18 protein-coding genes are annotated in these 19,249 nt (G+C 65.6%); 11 read left to right on the top strand and 7 right to left on the bottom strand.

The window, feature by feature from the left end; all coding sequences use genetic code 11:
- Positions 1 to 31: 31 nt before the first annotated feature.
- Positions 32 to 850: a class I SAM-dependent methyltransferase gene (locus C4K38_RS24525; protein WP_053280563.1), complete on the bottom strand. Its 819-nt coding sequence runs from the start codon at positions 848 to 850 to the stop codon at positions 32 to 34.
- 60 nt (positions 851 to 910) lie between these two features.
- Positions 911 to 1,348, bottom strand: a complete 438-nt coding sequence (locus tag C4K38_RS24520) for a GNAT family N-acetyltransferase (protein ID WP_053280562.1) — start codon at positions 1,346 to 1,348, stop codon at positions 911 to 913.
- Positions 1,349 to 1,715: 367 nt separating this feature from the next.
- Between C4K38_RS24520 and C4K38_RS24515 the strand changes: the two genes are divergently transcribed.
- The 9 genes from C4K38_RS24515 to C4K38_RS24475 all read left to right on the top strand — a co-directional run bounded on the left by C4K38_RS24515 (position 1,716) and on the right by C4K38_RS24475 (position 12,803).
- The gene (locus C4K38_RS24515; RefSeq protein ID WP_053280561.1) at positions 1,716 to 2,660 is read left to right on the top strand and encodes a fatty acid desaturase; all 945 of its coding nucleotides are present in this window, start codon (positions 1,716 to 1,718) and stop codon (positions 2,658 to 2,660) included.
- Between the two features lie 22 nt (positions 2,661 to 2,682).
- Positions 2,683 to 3,474 (top strand): phosphate/phosphite/phosphonate ABC transporter substrate-binding protein, encoded by a 792-nt coding sequence (locus tag C4K38_RS24510; protein ID WP_053280560.1) that lies wholly within the window; start codon positions 2,683 to 2,685, stop codon positions 3,472 to 3,474.
- A 178-nt stretch (positions 3,475 to 3,652) separates the two neighbouring features.
- Entirely contained in the window at positions 3,653 to 4,174 is a 522-nt protein-coding gene (locus tag C4K38_RS24505) for a sigma-70 family RNA polymerase sigma factor (protein WP_053280543.1), read from the top strand.
- 1 nt (position 4,175) lies between these two features.
- Complete coding sequence (locus C4K38_RS24500; protein WP_053280542.1) at positions 4,176 to 5,135, top strand: FecR domain-containing protein; 960 nt, start codon at positions 4,176 to 4,178, stop codon at positions 5,133 to 5,135.
- A gap of 239 nt (positions 5,136 to 5,374) precedes the next feature.
- A complete protein-coding gene (locus tag C4K38_RS24495) occupies positions 5,375 to 8,029 on the top strand; it encodes a TonB-dependent receptor (protein ID WP_053280541.1) in 2,655 nt (884 codons plus the stop codon).
- Positions 8,030 to 8,168: 139 nt separating this feature from the next.
- Positions 8,169 to 9,182, top strand: coding sequence for an ABC transporter substrate-binding protein (locus tag C4K38_RS24490; protein ID WP_053280540.1), 1,014 nt, complete (start codon positions 8,169 to 8,171; stop codon positions 9,180 to 9,182).
- A gap of 206 nt (positions 9,183 to 9,388) precedes the next feature.
- Positions 9,389 to 10,318 carry an aliphatic sulfonate ABC transporter substrate-binding protein gene (locus tag C4K38_RS24485; protein ID WP_053280539.1) on the top strand — a complete coding sequence of 310 codons (930 nt, stop codon included), beginning with the start codon at positions 9,389 to 9,391 and terminating at the stop codon, positions 10,316 to 10,318.
- A gap of 5 nt (positions 10,319 to 10,323) precedes the next feature.
- Entirely contained in the window at positions 10,324 to 11,328 is a 1,005-nt protein-coding gene (locus tag C4K38_RS24480) for an ornithine cyclodeaminase family protein (protein ID WP_053280538.1), read from the top strand.
- Positions 11,325 to 12,803, top strand: a complete 1,479-nt coding sequence (locus C4K38_RS24475) for an HAL/PAL/TAL family ammonia-lyase (protein ID WP_053280537.1) — start codon at positions 11,325 to 11,327, stop codon at positions 12,801 to 12,803. Before C4K38_RS24480 ends, C4K38_RS24475 begins: the two co-directional genes overlap by 4 nt.
- Before the next feature lie 209 nt (positions 12,804 to 13,012).
- Here the strand turns inward: C4K38_RS24475 and gstA are convergent, their stop codons facing one another.
- Positions 13,013 to 13,618 carry a glutathione transferase GstA gene (gene gstA, locus C4K38_RS24470; RefSeq protein WP_053280536.1) on the bottom strand — a complete coding sequence of 202 codons (606 nt, stop codon included), beginning with the start codon at positions 13,616 to 13,618 and terminating at the stop codon, positions 13,013 to 13,015.
- Between the two features lie 96 nt (positions 13,619 to 13,714).
- Here gstA and C4K38_RS24465 point away from each other — a divergent pair, with 96 nt between their 5' ends.
- Positions 13,715 to 14,587, top strand: a complete 873-nt coding sequence (locus tag C4K38_RS24465) for a LysR family transcriptional regulator (protein WP_053280535.1) — start codon at positions 13,715 to 13,717, stop codon at positions 14,585 to 14,587.
- 66 nt (positions 14,588 to 14,653) lie between these two features.
- Here the strand turns inward: C4K38_RS24465 and C4K38_RS24460 are convergent, their stop codons facing one another.
- The 4 genes from C4K38_RS24460 to C4K38_RS24445 all read right to left on the bottom strand — a co-directional run bounded on the left by C4K38_RS24460 (position 14,654) and on the right by C4K38_RS24445 (position 18,175).
- Positions 14,654 to 15,163, bottom strand: a complete 510-nt coding sequence (locus C4K38_RS24460) for a hypothetical protein (protein WP_053280534.1) — start codon at positions 15,161 to 15,163, stop codon at positions 14,654 to 14,656.
- Positions 15,164 to 15,320: 157 nt separating this feature from the next.
- The gene (locus tag C4K38_RS24455) at positions 15,321 to 16,742 is read right to left on the bottom strand and encodes an MFS transporter (RefSeq protein WP_053280533.1); all 1,422 of its coding nucleotides are present in this window, start codon (positions 16,740 to 16,742) and stop codon (positions 15,321 to 15,323) included.
- 289 nt (positions 16,743 to 17,031) lie between these two features.
- Positions 17,032 to 17,661 carry a glutathione S-transferase family protein gene (locus C4K38_RS24450; protein WP_053280532.1) on the bottom strand — a complete coding sequence of 210 codons (630 nt, stop codon included), beginning with the start codon at positions 17,659 to 17,661 and terminating at the stop codon, positions 17,032 to 17,034.
- An 82-nt stretch (positions 17,662 to 17,743) separates the two neighbouring features.
- Positions 17,744 to 18,175 (bottom strand): PACE efflux transporter, encoded by a 432-nt coding sequence (locus C4K38_RS24445; RefSeq protein ID WP_009050378.1) that lies wholly within the window; start codon positions 18,173 to 18,175, stop codon positions 17,744 to 17,746.
- Between the two features lie 149 nt (positions 18,176 to 18,324).
- Between C4K38_RS24445 and C4K38_RS24440 the strand changes: the two genes are divergently transcribed.
- On the top strand, positions 18,325 to 19,248 hold the full coding sequence (locus C4K38_RS24440) for a LysR family transcriptional regulator (protein WP_053280531.1): 924 nt from the start codon (positions 18,325 to 18,327) through the stop codon (positions 19,246 to 19,248).
- The last annotated feature ends 1 nt before the right edge of the window (position 19,249 follow it).

Here is a 19,249-nt window from a genome sequence, read left to right as displayed (position 1 = left end):
GCAGCCTGCCCGCAGGTTGCGATCCGCGCGGTTATTTCGCCGGCTTGACGAAGCGCAGCGTCATCCGGTCCGACTCGCCGATCGCCAGGTATTTCGCCTTGTCCACGTCCCCCAGCTTGAGCGCCGGCGGCAAGGTCCAGACGCCTTGCGCGTAGTCCTTGGTGTCTTGCGGGTTGGCGTTGATCTCGCTTTGCCCGTCCAGCACAAACCCGGCATCCGTCGCCAGCTTCACCACATAGGCGGTGCTCAGGTAGCCGCTGTGCTTGATGTCTTCCAGGGATGCGCCGTCCTTGGCGCGATGATCCACCACGCCCAGCACGCCCCCCGGTTTCAGCACGTTGAAGAAGGCCTGGAACATCGCCGGCGCGGTGTCGGCCAGCACCCAGTTATGTACGTTGCGAAAGGTCAGCACGGCGTCCGCCGAACCGGCCTGGCCGAGCACCGGTGCCTTGGGGTCGAACTCGACGAACCGGGCCTTGGCGTAGCGGGTCGGATCGGCGCTGAATTTCTGCTTCAGGCTGTCCGCCGATTTCTGGAAATACTCGCCGCTGGACGGGGCCTGGAGGGCGGCGATGTACTGCCCGTGGTCCTTGAGCAACGGCGCGAGGATCTCGCTGTACCAGCCGCCACCGGGAGTGATCTCGATCAGTTTCTGGTCGGCCTTGAGGCCGAAGAACTGCAGGGTCTGCTGCGGATGGCGATAGCGGTCGCGGGCACTGTTCTGCGGCGCTCGCCAGTCGCCGGCCAGGACCTTGGCGTACTGCTGGGGCGAGACCGCGGCGTCGGCGGCATGGGTCAATACGGGGAGCAGCAGGGCACTGAGGGAGACAGCCAGAAGCGTCGGTTTCATGGATCATCCTGATGGGGGCCGATTTGCCGCCGAGGCTAGCACGCGCTCCAGGGCCCGCGATCACACATTATCGCTGGTCGACCTAACCAAAGGATCTATGCCCATGGCGATCAGGCTCTTGCTCCTTCGATAGCGGGCCAGGCGATCCACCAGCGCCTGGGGCAGGGCGGGGGCCGTGGCAAAGCCCATGCGTTCGTACAGGGCTTGCAGGTCCGGATGACAGAACAGCCACACAGGGCCCGGCAACTGCGCGCGCGCCTGCTCGACCAGCACTGCGGCAATGCCCTGGCCGCGATGGGCGGGGTCGACGAACAGCCCGGTCAGCCAGTGACCCTGGGCAACCGGCGTGAGGCTCAGCCCGGCGACGATCGCTCCCCGTTTCGCCACCCATGATTGCCCTTCGCCGGCCGCGCGCATCGGCGAATTGTGGGCGCGATAGAACTTGTTCAGCAGCGGTCGCAGGGTGTCGGCAAGCAGCAGGTATTCGGTGTCGGGCATGGGGTTTCGCAGGGTGGGCCGGGGCGGTGATTATAAAAGTACGGAGCGCTTGGGATAGGTGTATACCTGATGAACGATCCCCTGCGAGCGGAGTGTGCATCATGAAAGGCGTGGAAGCGAAGAAGGTCGCGAAGAAGAAACCAGCCCGTACCGCGATCGAGAAACGCGCGGACAAGCGAGCGAAAAAGGCCGAGCACAATATTTTCGGTCATTGACTGACCCTCCCACGAAGCCCGCCCCGCGGGCTTCCTTGTTTTTGCTTCTAAGTAAATAACCCATCGATCTGCAAGTTTTTCCCTTCTCGTTGCACAGAACAGCAAGACGCCGAAGGTTCGCCCCTCGGCCAGCCCCTGTCCTGAGTAGCGCCATGGCCCATTACTTTGATCCGCTGCACCGCGAACAAATCGACACCCTGCGCCAGACCTTCACCGCCCGCACCGAATGGCCCACCTGGCTGTTGCTGATCGGCACCAGCGCCAGCTGGTTCGCCGTACTGCTGGCCAGCCCGCTGCTGGGGCTCTGGCCCAGTACCCTGTTGCTGATCCCGATCCTGGTGCTGTGGCTGTCGGTGCAGCATGAGCTGCTGCACGGCCACCCCACGCGCTGGTTGTGGCTGAACAAGCTGCTGGGCTATGCGCCTTTTGCCGTCTGGTACCCCTATACCCTGTACCGCGACAGCCACCTGCAGCATCACCGCGACGAAGACCTGACCCTGCCCGGTCGCGATCCGGAAAGCCGCTACCTGGGCCAGCGCCAATGGCACAGCCGTTCGCTGTTCGAGCAGGGCCTGCACTGGTTGAACAAGACCCTGCTGGGGCGGCTGCTGCTCGGCGCGCCCCTGGCCCTGCTGGCGCTGGCGCGGGAAGAAGGGTTGCGCCTGCGCCAGGGGCAACGCCAGGCCTGGCTGATGTGGCTGACCCATGGCGCGCTGACCCTGCTGATGCTGGCCTTCATTGCCCGCTACACTGTGTTGCCGGTCTGGCATTACCTGCTGCTGGTGAGCGTGCCGGCGCTGTCGGTGGCGATGCTCCGTTCCTTCTACGAGCACCGCCCCTACGCCCAGGTGGAGCAGCGCACGGTGCTCAACGAAGCGGCGTGGCCCTGGACCTGGCTGTTCCTGCACCTCAACCTGCACCTGGTGCACCATGATTTGCCCGGGCTGCCGTGGTACTGCCTGCCACGGGCCTATCGGCAGCGCCGCGAACAATGGCAGGCGCGCAGTGGCGGCTTTGTGGTGCAGGGTTATGGCGAGCTGCTGCGGCGCCATGCCCTCAAGCCGATCGACAGCCCCGAACATCCCTTCGCCCTGTAGTCGAGCCCGAAGAGCCTGAACCATGACTGCTTGTTATGCCGAACTGCTGATGTACGTCGCCCCCGAGCCGGTTCGCCAGGCCAATGAACAGTGGCTGGCGGCGATCCTGCAGCGCCTCGACTGCATCCGGCTCGATGCCCGGGAGCTGGACCTGATGCAGCTGTGGCTGTCGCCGCGCCTGCTGCTGACCCAGACCTGCGGTTACCCGCTGATGACCGCCCTGCGCGGCCAGGTCCGGGTCATCGGCCGGCCGCGTTACGAGCTGCCGGACAGCACGGCCGGCAATCATTGCAGCCTGCTGCTCGGCCGTGACAACGACCCGCGCCGAACCTTGCAGGCCCTGCGGGGCAGTCGTGGGGTGATCAACGGCGAAGACTCCAACAGCGGCATGAACCTGTTGCGCCAGCGCCTCGCGCCACTGCAGCGCGACGGCCGGTTTTTCGCCAGTGTCGGCATCAGCGGCAGCCACCGGGAAAGCCTGCGCTGGCTGCGGCAAGGGCAGGCCGACCTGGCCGCCATCGACAGCGTGACCTTCGCCTACCTGGCCCGTTATGCCGAGGAGGAGGTGGCTGGCCTGCGGGTGATCGCCCGCAGCGCTTTCAGTCCGACCCTGCCCTATATCGGGGTGGCCGGCCTTGGCGAGGAACAGGCCGAACGCATTCGTGCGGCGATGAACCAGGCGCTGCTGGCACTGCCCGCCGTGGCCGAAACCCTCGGGCTGCGGGAGGTGCTGCCGGCCGCTGAAACGGACTACCAGATCCTCCTCGACTATCAGCGCGAGGCTGAAGAGCTGGGTTACGCACGGCTGCGCTGAAAGCATCCCTGGAGAGGCGGGCTTGCTGGCGAAAATCCAGCAGGCGCCGCTTATCTTTTAATTCCATAAAATTCTATAAAAATGAAATTTAAATATTATTAAAGAATAAGCCTTCCTTGTTAGGATCGCCGCACCGGAACACCGGACATACCGCGCAACCTTCTTCATTGGAGCCACTATGTCCGGCGCCGACACCACTCACAGCGACTATGTGGGCGGTCTGTTCCGCAGTCATTACGACTGGCTGTGCAGCCGCCTGCGCTACCACCTGCACCACTCCCTGGATGCCGGCGCCAGCGCCGAAGACATTGCCGCCGACACCTTCGTCCAGCTGTTGAGCAGGCCCGAAGTATTGCCGATCCACCAGCCACGGGCCCTGCTGACCACCATTTCGCAACGCCTGGTGTACCAGCTGTGGCGCCGTCGCGACCTGGAGCGGGCCTACCTCGATGCCTTGCAGCATGACGACGAAGCCGTGCAGCCCTCGCCCCAGGACCTGGCGCAGATGCTCGAGGCGCTGGAAGCCATCGACCGCCTGCTCGACGGCCTGCCGGCCAAGGTCAAGGCGACCTTCCTGCTGTCCCAGGTCAACGGCCTGACCTACCCGCAGATCGCCGAGCAACTGGGCATCTCGCAACGTTCGGTCAGCGACTACATGACCCGGGCCGCCCAGCGTTGTCTGCGCCTGAGCCTGGAATGACATGAGCCACGAACCGAGTCGGGAACAGCTGATCGACGACGCCACCCGCTGGTGGGTGCTGATGAATTCGGGGCAGGCCAGCGAGGCCGAGCGCCGAGCCTACCAGCGCTGGCGCAATGCGGACCCGCGGCACGAGCAGCTGTGTCGCCAGTTGGAAACCCGCCTTGGGGTGTTCCAGGTGCCGATTGCCCAGGGCGTCAATGGCCAGCTGTTGCAGCGGGCGCTGAACGCCCCGAGCAGTCGGCGCAAGGTGCTACAGCGGGCCTTGCTCGGCGCCGGCGTAGTGCTGGGGGCGGGGGCGCTGGTCAGTCAGCGCGGCCTGCCTTTGGCCGAGCTGACCGCGGACCTGCACACCGGCACCGGCCAGCGCCAGTCGTTGAGCCTGCCGGACGGCAGCGAGCTGAGCCTGAATGCCCGGAGCGCGGCGAACATCGACTTCGATCGCCAGCGTCGGGTGGTGCATTTGCTGGATGGCGAAGTGCTGCTGAACCTGGCCAGCGATCCGGCCCGACCGTTTTTCATCCACACCGCGCAGGCGCGGATCCAGGCCACGGGCAACCGCCTGTTGGTGCGCGAACGCGACGGCCAGGGGCATGCCACGGCGCTCAACGGTCCCTTGGACATCGCCGGGCGCAGTGGCGAACGCCTGCAATTGCCCGGCGGCCATGAGGTGGCCTACGACGCCTTCCATTTCGGCCCGGTGCGCCCGAGCCGTGGCAGTGCCACGGCCTGGGTCGACGGCTTGCTGGAGCTGCGCGATACGCCGCTGTCGGAAGTGGTGGAAGCATTGCGCCCGTATCGACGCGGGGTGTTGCGCCTGGATCCGGCCATCGCCGGGCTGCGGGTCAGCGGCCTGTTCCGCCTGGACAACCCGCAACAGATCCTCGACAGCCTGGCCCGCACCCTGCCGATCCGCATTACCCGCCATACCGATCTGTGGGTAACCCTGAGTGCCGCCTGACCCTGCTTCTGTAGGAGCGAGGCTTGCCCGCGATGGCGGTTTTCCTGGCCCACCGCGTTGGCTGCATCGCGCGCAAGCTGCGCTCCTACAGAAGCATTGGCCTGCGCCGCTTGAGGTGGTTCTAAGACCATAACCAAAGGATCTGCAAGTTTTCGCCCGGCCGTTGCACATCACTCCCGTAAACGCTGCGGGGAGCAGCGTTGTTGGATTTCCATTGTTGGATGCTTTTGGGGGGAGTCATGTTGCCTATATCCACAACCGTGCAGCGTCGTTCGCGTCTGGCCTTGGCCATCGGCCCCTTGGCCGCGCTGTTTCTTGCTGGCGCCCAGGGGGCCGAAGCGGCTCGCCAGCAATACCACCTGGCACCCGGTCCGCTGGACGAGGTGCTGCTGAGCATCAGCCGGCAAAGCGGCCAGGTGATTTCCTTTACCCCGCAACTGGGCAACTACTCCTCGGCCAGGGTCGATGGTTCGTTGTCCGCCGAGCAGGCGGTGGCGGCTGCCTTGCGCGGCACCGGCCTGCAACTGCAAGTCAGCCCGGATGGCGCGTTCATCATCAAGGAAGGCCCGCAACCGGCGAGCGCGACCGGCAGCAAGGCCAAGGTCCAGGCCAGCGAAGCCGCGGCCCCGACCCTCGACCGGGTGGTGGCCATCGGTACCCGGCGCAGCGACGCCACGGCCCTGACCAGCGCGGCGCCGGTGGACGTGATCAACAGCGAGGAGTTGGTGCAGACCGGCGCCACCAGCCTCAACCAGGCGCTGTTCCAACTGCTGCCGTCGTTCAACTTTCCACAGAACCAGAGCGCCACCCGCGGGCAGAACCCCAAGGGCGCTTCCCTGCGCGGGCTGTCGCCGGACCAGACCCTGGTGCTGATCAACGGCAAGCGCCGGCACGCCTCGGCGGTGGTCAACATCTCCGGCGGCGTACCCTTCATTGGCGCGCAGCCGGTGGACCTGGACATGATTCCCATCAGCGCCATCGACCATGTCGAAGTGCTGCGCGACGGCGCCTCGGCGCAGTACGGTTCCGACGCGGTGGCCGGGGTGGTCAATATCGTGCTCAAGGAGCGCGACAGCGGTGGCCAGCTCAACACCCAACTGGGCCAGTACGCCCAGGGCGACGGTTTCAGCAAGAGCGCCGATGGCTGGTACGGCCTGGGCCTGCCGGGGGATGGTTTCCTGACCCTGAGCTTCAATGGCCTGAACAACAAACCCACCGACATCGGCGACAAATATGAAGCCGGCGGCCAGTTGCAGGACCCGCGCTGGGGCGGCGCCAGTCGCGACAAATACAACCTGGCGGCCAACGCCGAAGTCGGCCTCAGCGATCAGTGGCGACTCTACAGCTTCGCCACCTTCGGCCAGGACAAGTCGGTCAACAACACGCCGCCGCTGCTGGCCAGCAACCCCAACAACGTCGCCTCGATCTACCCCAACGGCACCATTCCCAAGTACCGCTACCGCTATGAGGATGGCGCGCTGACAGTGGGCAGCCGCTACGAGGACGAGAGCCTCGGGCGCTTCGACCTCAGCGCCACCTATGGCCGCGACAAGCACGACGAACTGGCCTTCAACACGGTCAACCCCAGTTACGGCGCCAACAGCCCGACCAAGTTCGACGTGGCCACGCTGGTCAACGAACAGACCAACCTGACCCTGGACTATGCCAAGGACCTGGACGTCGCCTGGTCGGAGCATCCGCTCACAGTCTCGGCGGGGGTGGCCTATCGCGACGAGCAGTACCGGCTGGAGGAGGGCGACTATTCCTCCTATTCCTTCGGCGGCATCGATGGCGTGCAAGTGGGCGCGGTGCAGGCATCCGGCCTGACCCCGGACGATGCCGGGACCTACAAGCGGCATGTCGGCGGGGTGTATTTCGGCATGGAAAACCAGGTCACCGACAAGTTCCAGCTGGGGCTTGCCGGGCGCACCGAGCACTATTCCGACTTCGGCTCGGCCACCACCGGCAAGCTCTCGGCGCGCTACGACTTCACCCCGCAGGTGGGTTTGCGGGCCACGGTCAACAACGCCTACCGGGCGCCGACCCTGGGGCAGATCGGCACTTCCTGGACCACCACCACCAACGTCGATATCAACGGCAACCCGGTGCTGACCCGCATGCTCCCGGCCGACCACCCGGCGGCCCGCGCCCTGGGCGCGCAGCCGCTGAAGCCGGAGAAGTCCACCAACTATTCCCTGGGCCTGGTGCTGCGGCCGAGCGAGCAGGCGTCGCTGACCATCGACGCCTACCAGATCTCCATCCGCGACCGGCTGCTCTACAGCGGCGGGATTTCCGGGCCGGACGCCGAGCGGATTCTCAGCGAGGCCGGGTTCGGCCAGTACACCTGGGCGCAGTTCATGACCAACGCCGCCGACACCCGCACCCGTGGCGTCGACATCGTCGGCAAGTACAACCTCGACCTGCAGCGCTACGGCGCCCTGAGCCTGTCGGCCGGCTACACCAAGGCCCGCACCAGCATCGAGAAGATCCATTCCAACCCGTTCGGCTTCGACGTGCTGACCCGCGAAGCCCAGGGCTTCCTCGAACACGGCTACCCGGAAGACAAGCTGGTGCTGGGGGCGATCCATCGCTACGGCCCCTGGACCATCGCGCTGTCCGAGACCCGCTATGGCGAGTACCGCAAATACGCGGCGTCGGCGGCCAACGCGCAGTACGACCAGACCTTCTCTGCGCAGTGGAACACCGACCTGGACGTCAACTACGCCTTCACCCGGCAACTGCGCCTGTCGGTGGGCGCCAACAACCTGTTCGACAGCAAGCCCGACGACTTCAACACCCGCCTGCGCCAGACCCCGGGGCAGCAGTACAGCTACCTGTCGCCGTCGGCGCCGGAGGGGGCGTTCTATTACACCAGGCTCAGCTACGACTTTTAACCCTGTAGCCGCTGCCGAAGGCTGCGCCAAGGTCCGCAGGACCTTCCCGGCGGCCTCGAAAATACGCAATGCCGTCCAGACCGGTCGCAGCCTGCGGCAGCGGCTACGGAATACGTGAATAACCAGCAAGAGGTTCACCATGAAGATCATCAAACACCTGCTCGGCACCTCGCTGCTGACTTTCAGCCTGCTGGCCCAGCAGGCGCCAGCGGCGGACAAGCCGGCGCCGATCCACTTCGGCGACATCACCTGGGAAAGCGGCAGCCTGATCACCGAGGTGCTGCGGCTGATCGTCGAGAAGGGCTACGGCTATCCGACCGAGACCCTGCCCGGCAGCACGGTCAGCCTCGAAGCGGCGCTTGCCAAGAACGATATCCAGGTGATTGGCGAAGAGTGGGCCGGGCGCAGTCCGGCCTGGGTCAAGGCCGAAGCCGAGGGCAAGGTGTTCGGCCTGGGCGATACGGTCAAGGGCGCCACCGAAGGCTGGTGGGTGCCGGAATACGTGATCAAGGGCGATGCCGAGCGCGGTATCAAGCCGCTGGCGCCGGAGCTGAAATCGGTGGCTGACCTGGCACGCTACAAGGAGGTGTTCCGCGATCCGGAAGACCCGGGCCGTGGGCGCTTTCTCAACAGCCCCACTGGCTGGACCTCGGAAATCGTCAACAGCCAGAAGCTCAAGGCCTATGGGCTGAGCGACAGCTTCGTGAACTTCCGCACCGGTTCCGGCGCGGCCCTGGATGCCGAGGTCAGCTCATCGATCCGCCGCGGCAAACCGGTGCTGTTCTATTACTGGTCGCCGACGCCGCTACTGGGCAAGTTCAAGCTGGTGAAGCTGGAGGAGCCAGCCTTCAACGCCGAGGCCTGGAAGACCCTGGCCGATGCCAGCAACCCCCATCCGCAGGGCACCCGGTCGATGCCGGCGCACCTGGCCATCGGCGTGTCCGCGCCGTTCAAGGCGCAGTACCCGGAGCTGGTGAGTTTCTTTGAAAAGGTCGACCTGCCGATCGACCTGCTGAACCGCACCCTGGGCCAGATGAGCGAAACCCGCCAGCCACCGCGCCAGGTCGCCGAGGCCTTCCTGCGCGAGCAGCCGCAGGTCTGGCAAGGCTGGGTGCCGAGCGAAATCGCCAGCCGCGTCAGCGCCGCCCTGTAAGCCGCTTGCGCCTGGAGCGGCAGCGCCTCTGTAGGAGCGCAGCTTGCGCGCGATACAGGCGGTGGGGTGTGTCAGGGGGATCGCTATCGCGGGCAAGCCTCGCTCCTACATTGGCCTGCGGCGTTTCTGGCTTCTGTAGGAGCCAGGCTTGCTGGCGATGAGGCCGTCATGGCCGACCGTGTTTTCAATTCGTTTGGGAGTCACCGATGTTCAAAGGTTTTATCGTCACCCTGTGTCTCACGCTCTGCGCTGCGCTGGTCCTGGCCGCCGAGCCTGGGCAATTGCGGATCGGCTATCAGAAAAGCTCGGTGAGCATGGTCCTGGCTCGCGAGCACCAGTTGCTGGAGAAAGCCTTGCCGGGCACCCAGGTGCAATGGATCGAATTCCCCGGCGGCCCGCAACTGATCGAGGCACTGAACGGCGGCAGCGTGGATGTGGGCAATATCGGTGACATCCCGCCGATCTTTGCCCAGGCCGCGGGGATCGACTTGCAATACATCGGCGTCGAGCCCAGCGACGGCAAGACCGAAGCCATCCTGCTGCCCAAGAACAGCCAGGCGCAGAGCCTGGCCGACCTCAAGGGCAAGCGGGTGGCGCTGCTCAAGGGTTCCAGCGCGCACAATTTCTTCCTCAAGAGCCTGCAACGCGCCGGCCTGAAACTCAGCGACGTAAGCCTGGTGTACCTGTCGCCGGCCGATGCCCGCGCGGCGTTCGAGCAGGGCAAGCTGGACGCCTGGGTGATCTGGGATCCCTACTATTCGGCAGCCTTGCTCGACGGCAGCGCACGCCTGCTCAGCGATGGCCAGGGCCTGGATTCCGGCGGCAGCTTCTACATCGCCAGCGGTGCGTTCGTGCGTCAGCACGGCGCTGCCGTGGCGCCAATCCTCAAGGCCTTCGGCGCGGCCCAGCAGCTGTCCTTCGACCAGCGCGACGCCAGCATCGACAGCATGACGCGCATCCTCGGCCTGCAACGGCCGGTGGTGGAAAGCTACTTCAGCCATCGTTCGCGCTCGCCGCTGCAAGGCATCGATGCCCGGGTCGTGGCCAGCCAGCAACGCACCGCCGACCTGTTCCTCGCCAACCACTTGATCCCCAAGGCCGTGCGGATCGAGCAGATCGTATTCAAGAGCGAGTGAGCCACATGAAACCCATCTATATCGATTTTCTCAACGGCCTGGACATCGCCGAGCTGGCCCTGAGCAACGACGAGATCCTCGCCGCCATCGAAGCCAGCCTGGCGCTCCAGGGCCGTGGCGAAGCGGTGATCGAGCCGCGCACCCACCTGATTCCCGGGGGCGTTATCAACGGCCATTTCAATGTGCTGCGCGGGGTGCTCGGTGGCGACATCGGCCACGCCGGGGTCAAGGTGGTGGGCGACTTCGTCGACAACTACCGCCAGGGCCTGCCGTCGGAACTGGCGATCCTCAACCTGCTGGACCCGGCCACCGGCGTGCCCCAGGCGATCCTTGATGCCTCGGCGATCACCGATATGCGCACCGGTGCGATCACCGCCATCGGCGCCAAGTACCTGGCCCGCCCGGACAGCAAGGCGCTGGCCCATATCGGCGCTCGCGGCACGGCGTACTGGAACGTGCGGCTGCTGGACCACCTGTTCGACTTCGAGGAAATCCGCGTGCACTCGCGTCGCGAAGACAGCCGCGAAGCCTTTGCCGAACGCCTGCGCCGCGACCTGGGCAAGCCGGTGATCGTCACCCACGACTGGGAGAGCGCGGTGCGCGGCGCGGACATTGTGGTCGAGGCGTCGCGGCTGAACCAGCCCGAACCGCTGCTGCGCACCGAGTGGATCAAGCCCGGTGCCTTTGTCGTGCCTTACGGCACCATGAGCGCGGTGGAGCTGTCGCTGACCGACATCATGGACAAGCTGGTGGTGGACGACTGGGGCCAGTGCAAGGGCGGGATGTTCGGTGCGCTGCGGGCCCACGTCGAGGCCGGCAAACTCAGTGAACAAACCCTGCACGCCGAGCTCGGGCAGATAGTCGCGGGCCAGCGTAGCGGCCGGCAGCATGCCGAAGAAAACATCCTGTTCTGGCACCGTGGCCTGAGCCTCAGCGATATCGCCCTGGGCCATGCCCTGCTGCAAAAGGCCCGGCGCCTGGGCATCGGCCAGCGGCTGCGTTTCGCATGATCGGCCTGGGCCCGCAAGGCCTGGCGCTGGCTGACCTGCTGCGCGTTGCCCGCGAAAATGCGGCGCTGCAATTCACCCCGGCCACCCGGCAACGGATCGCCGCCGGTCATGGGTTGTTGCGGGAACGGATGGCCGCGGGCGACGCCATCTACGGCGTGACCACCGGCCTCGGCGCGGCGGTGGATCTGACCCTGACCCAGCCGGATGACGACCTGCAACGGCGGATCCCCCTGGGCCGGGCCGTGGGTATCGGGCGCCTGGCCACGCGGACCGAACTGCGGGTGATGATTGCCGCGCGCCTGGCCGGGCTGGCCCAGGGCCGCTCGGGGATCTCCCAGGCCAGCGCCGACAGCTTGCTGGCCTTGCTCAACGCCGGGATCGAACCCGAGGTGCCCTTGCTTGGCTCCCTGGGGGAAAGCGATCTGGCGCCATTGGCGCACCTGAGCCTGGCGCTGCTCGGCGAGGGCTGGGTGCACTGGCGCGGCGAGCGGCTGCCGGCGCGGGAGGCTTTGCAGCGCAATGGCCTGCAACCGGCACGGCTGGTAGACAAGGACGGCCTGGTGCTGGTCTCGGCGAATGCCGCGAGCATTGGCCTGGGCGCCCTGTTGCTGGCCGAGGCCGACCAGGCCCTGGACAGCCTGCTGGCGGCGCTGGCGCTGTCTTGCGAAGGTTATCGGGCGAACCTCAGTCCCTTCCAGCCCTGGGCTGCGCGCCTGCGGCCGGCGGCGGGCCAGGCCGAGCAATCGGCGGCGCTGCTGGACTTGCTGGAGGGCAGCCAGTTGCAGCAGCCAGACAGCGCCCGGCGCTTGCAGGATCCCTTGAGCTTTCGCTGTGCCGGCGTGGTGCAGGGCGCCGCGCGACAGGCTTGGGCGCAGCTGCGCGAGCATCTGCAGGTGGAACTGGCCAGCGGCGCCGATAACCCGGCATTAATCGACGAGCAGCGCCAGGTCCTGGCCACCGCCAATTTCGACAGCACCCACCTGGCGCTCGCGGGGGAAGGCCTGGGGCTGGCTGTGAGCCGGGTCGCCGCCTGTTCCGCCGAGCGCATCGCCAAGCTGCTGTCTCCAGCCTCCAGCGAACTGCCGCGCTTTCTCATCGAGCGACCCGGGCATGTCGGCATGGCCGCCTTGCAACGCAGTGCCGCGGCGCTGCTGGCGGAGATCGGCCATCTGGCCAATCCGCTGCCGGCAGTCTGCGTGCCGGTGGCCGATCGAGTGGAAGACTACGCCGGCCAGGCCCTGGCGGTGATCGAGAAAACCCGGCAACTGACCCAGCGCCTGGCCTGGCTGGCGAGCATCGAACTGATAGTCGCCGCCCAGGCCATCGACCTGCGCGGGCCCTTGCAACTGGGCGTCGGCAGCACCCGCATCCACCGTGCGGTGCGCAGCCAGGTGGCCTTTCTCGATCAGGATCGGCCGGGCTCGGTGGATGTGCTGGCCCTGACTGAATTTATTCAACGGGGAGGGCTGGGCTGAGCAGGCGAGCGGCTTCTGTAGGAGCCAAGCTTGCTGGCGATGCGGGCAGTGCGGTGTATCAGAGAAATCGCCATCGCGGGCAAGCCTCGCTCCTACAGAGGCGTGGTGGGGCTTCTGCTTCTGTAGGAGCCAAGCTTGCTGGCGATGCAGACGGCGCGGTGTGTCAGGGCAATCGCCATCGCGGGCAATCGAGCGTCGACCGGCCGCTCCTACAGGGCTGTCTCGGCCGTGAGCGCTGCTTGCACCGCTTCGCGCTGGGCGATGCGGGCCTGGAAGCGCGACAGCGCCGGCCACTGTTCCAGGTCGATGGCAAAGCCGGCGGTCCAGCGCAGCACGGTGAACAGGTAAGCGTCGGCGACGCCGAAGGCTTCGCCCAGCAGGTAGCTCTGCTGCTCCAGCCTGCGGTCCAGCAGCGCCAGGCGCTTGAACAGTTTCTGCCGGATCAGCGCTTGGGTCGCTTCGGGAAACTCTGTATTGAACAGCCAGCCGAGGCCGCCATGGATCTCGCTGGAGACGAAGTTGAGCATCTCTTGCAAACGCACCCGTTGCCAGCTGCCGTTGGCCGGTGCCAGGCCCGTGTGCGGCTTGAGGTCGGCCAGGTATTGCAGGATCGCCGGCCCTTCGGTCAGCACCTGGCCGTCCTTCAGTTCCAGCGCCGCCACATACCCCTTGGGATTGATCGCCAGGAAGTCGGCGCCGTCGGCCGTGGTCTTGTTGCGGTTGTCGACCCGGACCAGATTGAACGGCAGGGCCAGCTCGCGCAGCACGATATGCGGGGCCAGCGAGCAGGCGTTGGGCGAGAAATACAGGTTCATCGAGGGCTCTCCAGAGGGGGGAGATCAGTGTCATAGTCCGCGCTGTTCTCAGTAAAATTAATCTTCCAGAAAACTCCCATAAGGACAGCTACTGCCATGATGAACCTGATGCACTGGCGCATGCTGGTGGCCGTGGCGGATACCGGCAACATCACCCGCGCCGCCGAGCGGGTCGGCATGACCCAGTCCGGCGCCAGCCAGGCCCTGGCGCTGCTCGAAGACAGCCTGGGCGTGCAGCTGTTCACCCGGGAGAACCGCCAGACCCTGCCCACTGCCGTCGGCGAACAGGTGGTCGAACAGGCGCGGCTGATGCTCGCGGCGTTGCAGAACATCCGCGACACCGCGGACGCCTGCCGGGACATTCAGCGCGGCACCATTCGCCTGGCGAGTTTCCCCATGGTGCTGGCGACTTTCCTGCCGCCGCTGCTACGACGCTTCAAGCAGCTGTATCCGGGCATCCAGGTGGTGGCGCTGGAGGTCAGCGACGACGAGGTCGAGGCCTTGCTCGAAGCGCGATTGATCGATGTCGGGGTGCTGCTCAATCCTGCGCCCGAGCGCAGCGTCGGCCTGCTGGGACGCGATGCCTGGGTGGCGGTGCTGCCGGCTGGGCATGCCCTGGCGCGCCGCGGTCAGGAGCAGGGCGTGACCTTGCAGGAGCTGGTGAGCCAACCCTTCGTGCTGGCCACCGGCGGCTGTTCGGTGAATGCCCGCAGCCTGGCGGCGGATGCCGGCCTGGAGCTGGCGGATGTGCGGGTCGAGGTGCGGGAGTGGAGCAGCGCCTTCACCCTGGTCCGCGAGCAGGTGGGGCTGACCCTGGTGCCGCAGATGACCTTGCCGGAGCAACGCCATGGGTTGTGCGTACTGCCCTTGGACGTGCCGATCCCGCGCACCTTTGCCCTGGTGCTGGCCGAGGGCAGCGAGCCGTCGCCGGCGCTGCGGGCCTTGCTCGATATGCTGGCCCAGGGCTGAGCGCAGCCGCTCAAGCCGACCCATGAAAAAGGGTTCCCGTGGGAACCCTGTTTCGACTGGCCGCTTTTAAAGCGCCGCGAGGAACTTGTCGGTGACTTGCTTATCGACGCTGCTGGCGTCCTTCTCGACTTGCGCCAGCTTCAGCTTGTCCTGGACCCGCTGGGCGATTTCCTGAGCCACCGCCTGCTGTTTCTCCGGCGGCATGTTTTTCAGGTCTTCCTCGGTAATGCCCATCTCTTCGAGGATGCGGTCGCGCATTCGCTGTTCAGGGGACTTGCTCATGTAGTCCTTGAACTCGTCCAGGGCCGAGCTCTGCGTGGCGCTGTTGGCCTGCGCGGTGCTGGCGGTCGGCGGCGTGGCCTGGAGCAGCACGCGGGTCTTGGCGAAGGCCGCCGCGACATTGTCATTGACCGTGTTGCTGGCCTGCTGCACGGCCTGGGATATCTGGTTGTTCGCCGCGTTCTGCACGTTCTGCATCAAACCGCTGTACAGCGCGCTGGCGGCCGCGGTGCTCGGGTCCATGTCGGACCGCTGGGTGGGCTGGATCGCCGAGGTTTTCTGGGCACTGACCAACATGATTGGGTACCTGTGTGTAAGGGCTATCGCAGGGCTGCGCAGCAATTTGCATGCCGCTACTGCGCAGGGCTCTGGGACAGGGCTCTGCGCCGGTTGCCCGGCAAGGCTGGCGGCACGCGGCGGACAAGCCTTGCCGCTTGCGGCCAGCGGCAACCGGTCAAGGATGGGCGATGTTCTCCAGGGCCAGGTTGCGGGTACGCGGGCCGAAACGGCCGATGGTGAACATCACGATCAGCATGCTGCTGACGATGAACGCCAGGACCCCGGGCGTGCCGAAGCGGTCGAGGAAAAAGCCGATCAGCAGGCTGCTGAACACCGTCGACAGGCGGCTGAACGAGTAGCAGAAACCCACCGCCCGGGCGCGGATATTGGTGGGGAACAGCTCGCTTTGATAGGAGTGGTAACTGAAGCTCAGCCAGGCGTTGCAGAAGGTGATCATCACCCCGCAGACGATCAGCCCCAAAGCCGTGCTCTGCCAGGCGAACAGGGTGCCGAAGGTCATGGCGCCGAGGGCCGAGCCAACAATCTGCCACTTGTTCTCGAAGCGGTTGGCGAACTTGACGAACAGCAGCGGCCCCAGCGGATAGGCGAGGGTGATGATGAAGGCGTACATCAGGCTGTGGGTGACGCTCACGCCCTGGCCCGAGAGCAACGCCGGCAGCCAGTTGCCGAAACCGAAGAAGCCGATGGCCTGGAACACATGGAACACGATCAGCATCAGCGCCCGGCGCCGATAGGGCGGTTGCCAGATATCGGCGAAACGCCCCGCGCCCTGGACGCCGAGGGGCTCGGGCTGCGGGGTGTCCAGCGGCTTGCCGTGATCCTTGGCGCAGCGTGCCTCGATGCCGTCCATGATCCGCTCGGCCTCGGCGAAGCGCCCATGCTGGGCCAGCCAGCGCGGCGACTCCGGCAGGCGGGAACGCAGCCACCAGATAAACAGCGCGAACACCGCGCTGGCCAATACCACCCAGCGCCAGCCGGCGATGCCGAACGGGTCCTGCGGCACCAGCCACCAGGACATCAGCGCCACCGCCGGCACCGAGAGAAACTGCACGAAAAAGGCAAAGGCGAAGGCCGAACTGCGCATGTGCTTGGGCACCAGCTCGGAGAGGTAGGCGTCGATGGTCACCAGCTCGATGCCCAGGCCGATGCCCACCAGAAAGCGCATGCCGATGATCCCCAGGGCCGAGGTCTGCACGCCCATCAGCACCGTGGCGCCGGTGTACCAGATCAGGGCGAAGGTGAAGATCGCCCGGCGCCCGAAGCGGTCGGCGATCGGGCTCAGCAGGCTGGCGCCGAGGAACAGGCCGAGAAAGGTCGCCGAGGCGAAGGCCGCCTGGTCGGAGAAACCGAACACGCCCTGGCTGCCGGTGGCGAAGATCCCGTCGCGGATCAGGCCGGGGCTGATATAGGCGGTCTGGAACAGGTCATACAGCTCGAAGAAACCGCCAATGGACAGCAGCGCCACCAGGCGCCAGACCGTGGCGACGGCGGGCAGACGATCGATGCGGGCGGAGATATCGGCGGCGCGGACCGGGTCGAGGCCGTCGGTAGCGACGGTGGGGGCGAGGGACGACATGGGCGGGATTCCAGGTTGCGATGAAGAGGAATCTTAGCTGGCTAACGGAAATTAATGATTGTGAATGCTGGCCCGGAAGATGGGTCGTTCAGTGATTTATTGTTGTATTTCGTTACATTTTGCTGGTTCATGCCGCTGCATCAGCCAAAACCGCATCCGGCTTCTGTAGGAGCGAGGCTTGCCCGCGAAAGCGCCCTTAATCACAACACCGATTCAGGATCCGAATTGGGTAGCGCCTGTCATGGCTTTATCGCGGGCAAGCCTCGCTCCTACAGAAGAAAAAGACGATTCAGGGAATGCCATTGCGTCCATGCAGCAGGAAGGCCGGACGCTCGCTGAGGCGTTGGTAGTAGGCGGCGACGGCGGGGAAGTCCGGATGTTCGATGGGCGCCATGGCCCAGCGATGCACCGACAGCCCGAGGACGATATCGGCCAGGCTGAACTGCGAGCCGAGCACATAGGCCCCGGTACTCGCCAGTTGCTGTTCAAGCAGGGCCATCTTGTCGTTCCAGCCGCGAATGCCGGCGGCGATCCGCTGCGGGTCCTGGAAGTCCGGGTTCTGCCGGACCAGGGCAACGAAGGCGTAGCTCCATGCGGGGTTGAGTTCCGTGGCCTGCCAGTCCATCCATTGCTCCACCAGCGCTCGGGCCCGAGGCTCGCCGGGCAGCAGCGTTTGCCCGGTGACCTTGCTGGTCAGGTAACGGCAGATGCTGTTGGATTCCCAGAGCGCGCCGGCGTCATCGATCAGCACCGGCACCTGGGCATTGGGGTTGAGCTTGAGAAACTCCGCTGTGTGGGTCGACTGGAAGCCGCTGCCCCAATCCTCGCGTTCGTAGGGCAGGCCCAGTTCCTCACAGGTCCACAGCACCTTTCTGACGTTGATCGACGAGGCTTTACCGAGAATTCTCAGGGTTCCCATGGAGGCTTTCCTTGGCGGGTGAAGGGCCCAGGAAATCTAACAGCGACACCGGCCTTCGGCGATGCCGATTTGCACCTTGGCCTCAGGCCGGATCCGGCAGCGCCGACGCCGGCAGGCCGAACACCCGGTCGAACAGCCAGTTGAAGACGAAGGTGTAGCAGGGGATGAACAGGATCAGCGCCAGGTCCAGCAGGAAGGCCTGCACCAGGCTGATGTGCATCCACCAGGCGATCAACGGAATCAGGAACAGGATCAGCGTCAGCTGGAAACCCACGGCGTGGGCGATCCGCCGCTTGACCGTGCGGGTCCGCGAGACCTGGCGGCTTTCCCAGCGCTCGAACAGGCTGGTGTAGATGAAGTTCCAGGTCACCGCGATGCTGGTGATCACCACCGCCAGCGGGCCGGTGCTGCTCGGCGAGGTGCCGGACAGCAAGGCCAGGCCCAGGGCCGAGAAGGTCATGCCGAACACCTCGAACAGTGACACGTAAACCAGTTTGCGCTTGATGCCTTGCATGCTTTTTTCCTCCGCGTTCGTTGGCCCGGGCCGCTCCTTTTGCAGGAATGGCTGGCGAATGCGGCGCAAGATAGCTTCAATATGTCTGACAGAAAAAGTCAGAAGCTTTCAGGTTTTTTGATAGGTCGGAATCAATAGACAGGCATCCCATGAATTTCTCCAGCGACAGCATCCAGTTGTTTCTCGCCGTGCTCGAGCGCGGTTCGTTTTCCGCGGCGGCCAGGGCCCTGGGCAAGGTGCCGTCGGCGGTGAGCATGGGCATCGCCAACCTCGAGGCGGAGCTGGGATATCCCTTGTTCGATCGCAGCCATCGCGAGCCGGTGCCCACCGCCATGGCCAACGCCCTGGCGCCCCACGCGCGGCTGATCGCCGAGCAGCTCAAGCACCTGCAGGTACATGCGGTGGAGCTGTCCCTGGGGCTGGAAAGCCGGCTGTCCATCGGCGTGGTCGAGGACATCGACAAGTCCCGGGTGCTGGCGGCGATCAAGCTGATCGCCGAGCGTCATCCGTTGCTCGATATCGAGGTGCTGAGCGCGCCCCAGGACGATGTGCTGCAGCTGCTGCACACTGGCCGGATCGCGGTCGGCGTGGCTTTCGCCGGGCTCAGCCTGAACGTGCTGGAGTATTTCCAGTACGTCGGCAGCGAACGGATGATCGCCTGCATTTCCGCGCGCCATCCCTTACCCGAGGCGCCGGACGCCACCCTCTATCTGGAGGAACTGGTCAACGTCCGCCAGGTGGTGGTCGCCAGTCGCGACCTGCCGATCCGCGATACCCGGCCGCTGATCGCCGAGTCCTACTGGCGCACCGACAGCCTGGCCATGGCCCTAGACATGGTCGAGTCCGGCATCGGCTGGGGCAACTTCCCGCTGTCGGTGATCGCGCCCTTGCTCAAGGCTGGAAGGTTCAAGCGCCTGACCTTCAAGAACATCGACAACGGCCTGCTGCTGCCGGTGCACGCGGTGTGGCTGAAGAACCAGCCGCTGCAAAAGGCTGCCCAGGCCTTTGTGCAGTTGCTGGGTGGGCAGGATCCGGCGCTGGCGCCGGAGGTTCATGCAGAGGTGAGGCCGTGAG

It is taken from the genome of Pseudomonas chlororaphis subsp. piscium, from assembly GCF_003850345.1.
In the GTDB taxonomy this organism is placed as follows: Bacteria; Pseudomonadota; Gammaproteobacteria; order Pseudomonadales; family Pseudomonadaceae; genus Aquipseudomonas; species Aquipseudomonas piscium.
Note: the sequence above shows the minus strand (reverse complement) of the source record. Positions and strands in the feature narration are given on the sequence as shown.

Excerpts from the sequence above, each read along its gene's own strand:
- C4K38_RS24460 (WP_053280534.1), bottom strand. The coding sequence starts at position 15,163 with ATGTTGGTCAGTGCCCAGAAAACCTCGGCGATCCAGCCCACCCAGCGG.
- C4K38_RS24485 (WP_053280539.1), top strand. The coding sequence starts at position 9,389 with ATGTTCAAAGGTTTTATCGTCACCCTGTGTCTCACGCTCTGCGCTGCG.
- C4K38_RS24525 (WP_053280563.1), bottom strand. The coding sequence starts at position 850 with ATGAAACCGACGCTTCTGGCTGTCTCCCTCAGTGCCCTGCTGCTCCCC.
- C4K38_RS24490 (WP_053280540.1), top strand. The coding sequence starts at position 8,169 with ATGAAGATCATCAAACACCTGCTCGGCACCTCGCTGCTGACTTTCAGC.
- C4K38_RS24515 (WP_053280561.1), top strand. The coding sequence starts at position 1,716 with ATGGCCCATTACTTTGATCCGCTGCACCGCGAACAAATCGACACCCTG.
- C4K38_RS24495 (WP_053280541.1), top strand. The coding sequence starts at position 5,375 with ATGTTGCCTATATCCACAACCGTGCAGCGTCGTTCGCGTCTGGCCTTG.
- gstA (WP_053280536.1), bottom strand. The coding sequence starts at position 13,618 with ATGAACCTGTATTTCTCGCCCAACGCCTGCTCGCTGGCCCCGCATATC.
- C4K38_RS24475 (WP_053280537.1), top strand. The coding sequence starts at position 11,325 with ATGATCGGCCTGGGCCCGCAAGGCCTGGCGCTGGCTGACCTGCTGCGC.
- C4K38_RS24480 (WP_053280538.1), top strand. The coding sequence starts at position 10,324 with ATGAAACCCATCTATATCGATTTTCTCAACGGCCTGGACATCGCCGAG.
- C4K38_RS24505 (WP_053280543.1), top strand. The coding sequence starts at position 3,653 with ATGTCCGGCGCCGACACCACTCACAGCGACTATGTGGGCGGTCTGTTC.
- C4K38_RS24440 (WP_053280531.1), top strand. The coding sequence starts at position 18,325 with ATGAATTTCTCCAGCGACAGCATCCAGTTGTTTCTCGCCGTGCTCGAG.
- C4K38_RS24465 (WP_053280535.1), top strand. The coding sequence starts at position 13,715 with ATGATGAACCTGATGCACTGGCGCATGCTGGTGGCCGTGGCGGATACC.
- C4K38_RS24445 (WP_009050378.1), bottom strand. The coding sequence starts at position 18,175 with ATGCAAGGCATCAAGCGCAAACTGGTTTACGTGTCACTGTTCGAGGTG.
- C4K38_RS24455 (WP_053280533.1), bottom strand. The coding sequence starts at position 16,742 with ATGTCGTCCCTCGCCCCCACCGTCGCTACCGACGGCCTCGACCCGGTC.
- C4K38_RS24520 (WP_053280562.1), bottom strand. The coding sequence starts at position 1,348 with ATGCCCGACACCGAATACCTGCTGCTTGCCGACACCCTGCGACCGCTG.
- C4K38_RS24500 (WP_053280542.1), top strand. The coding sequence starts at position 4,176 with ATGAGCCACGAACCGAGTCGGGAACAGCTGATCGACGACGCCACCCGC.
- C4K38_RS24450 (WP_053280532.1), bottom strand. The coding sequence starts at position 17,661 with ATGGGAACCCTGAGAATTCTCGGTAAAGCCTCGTCGATCAACGTCAGA.
- C4K38_RS24510 (WP_053280560.1), top strand. The coding sequence starts at position 2,683 with ATGACTGCTTGTTATGCCGAACTGCTGATGTACGTCGCCCCCGAGCCG.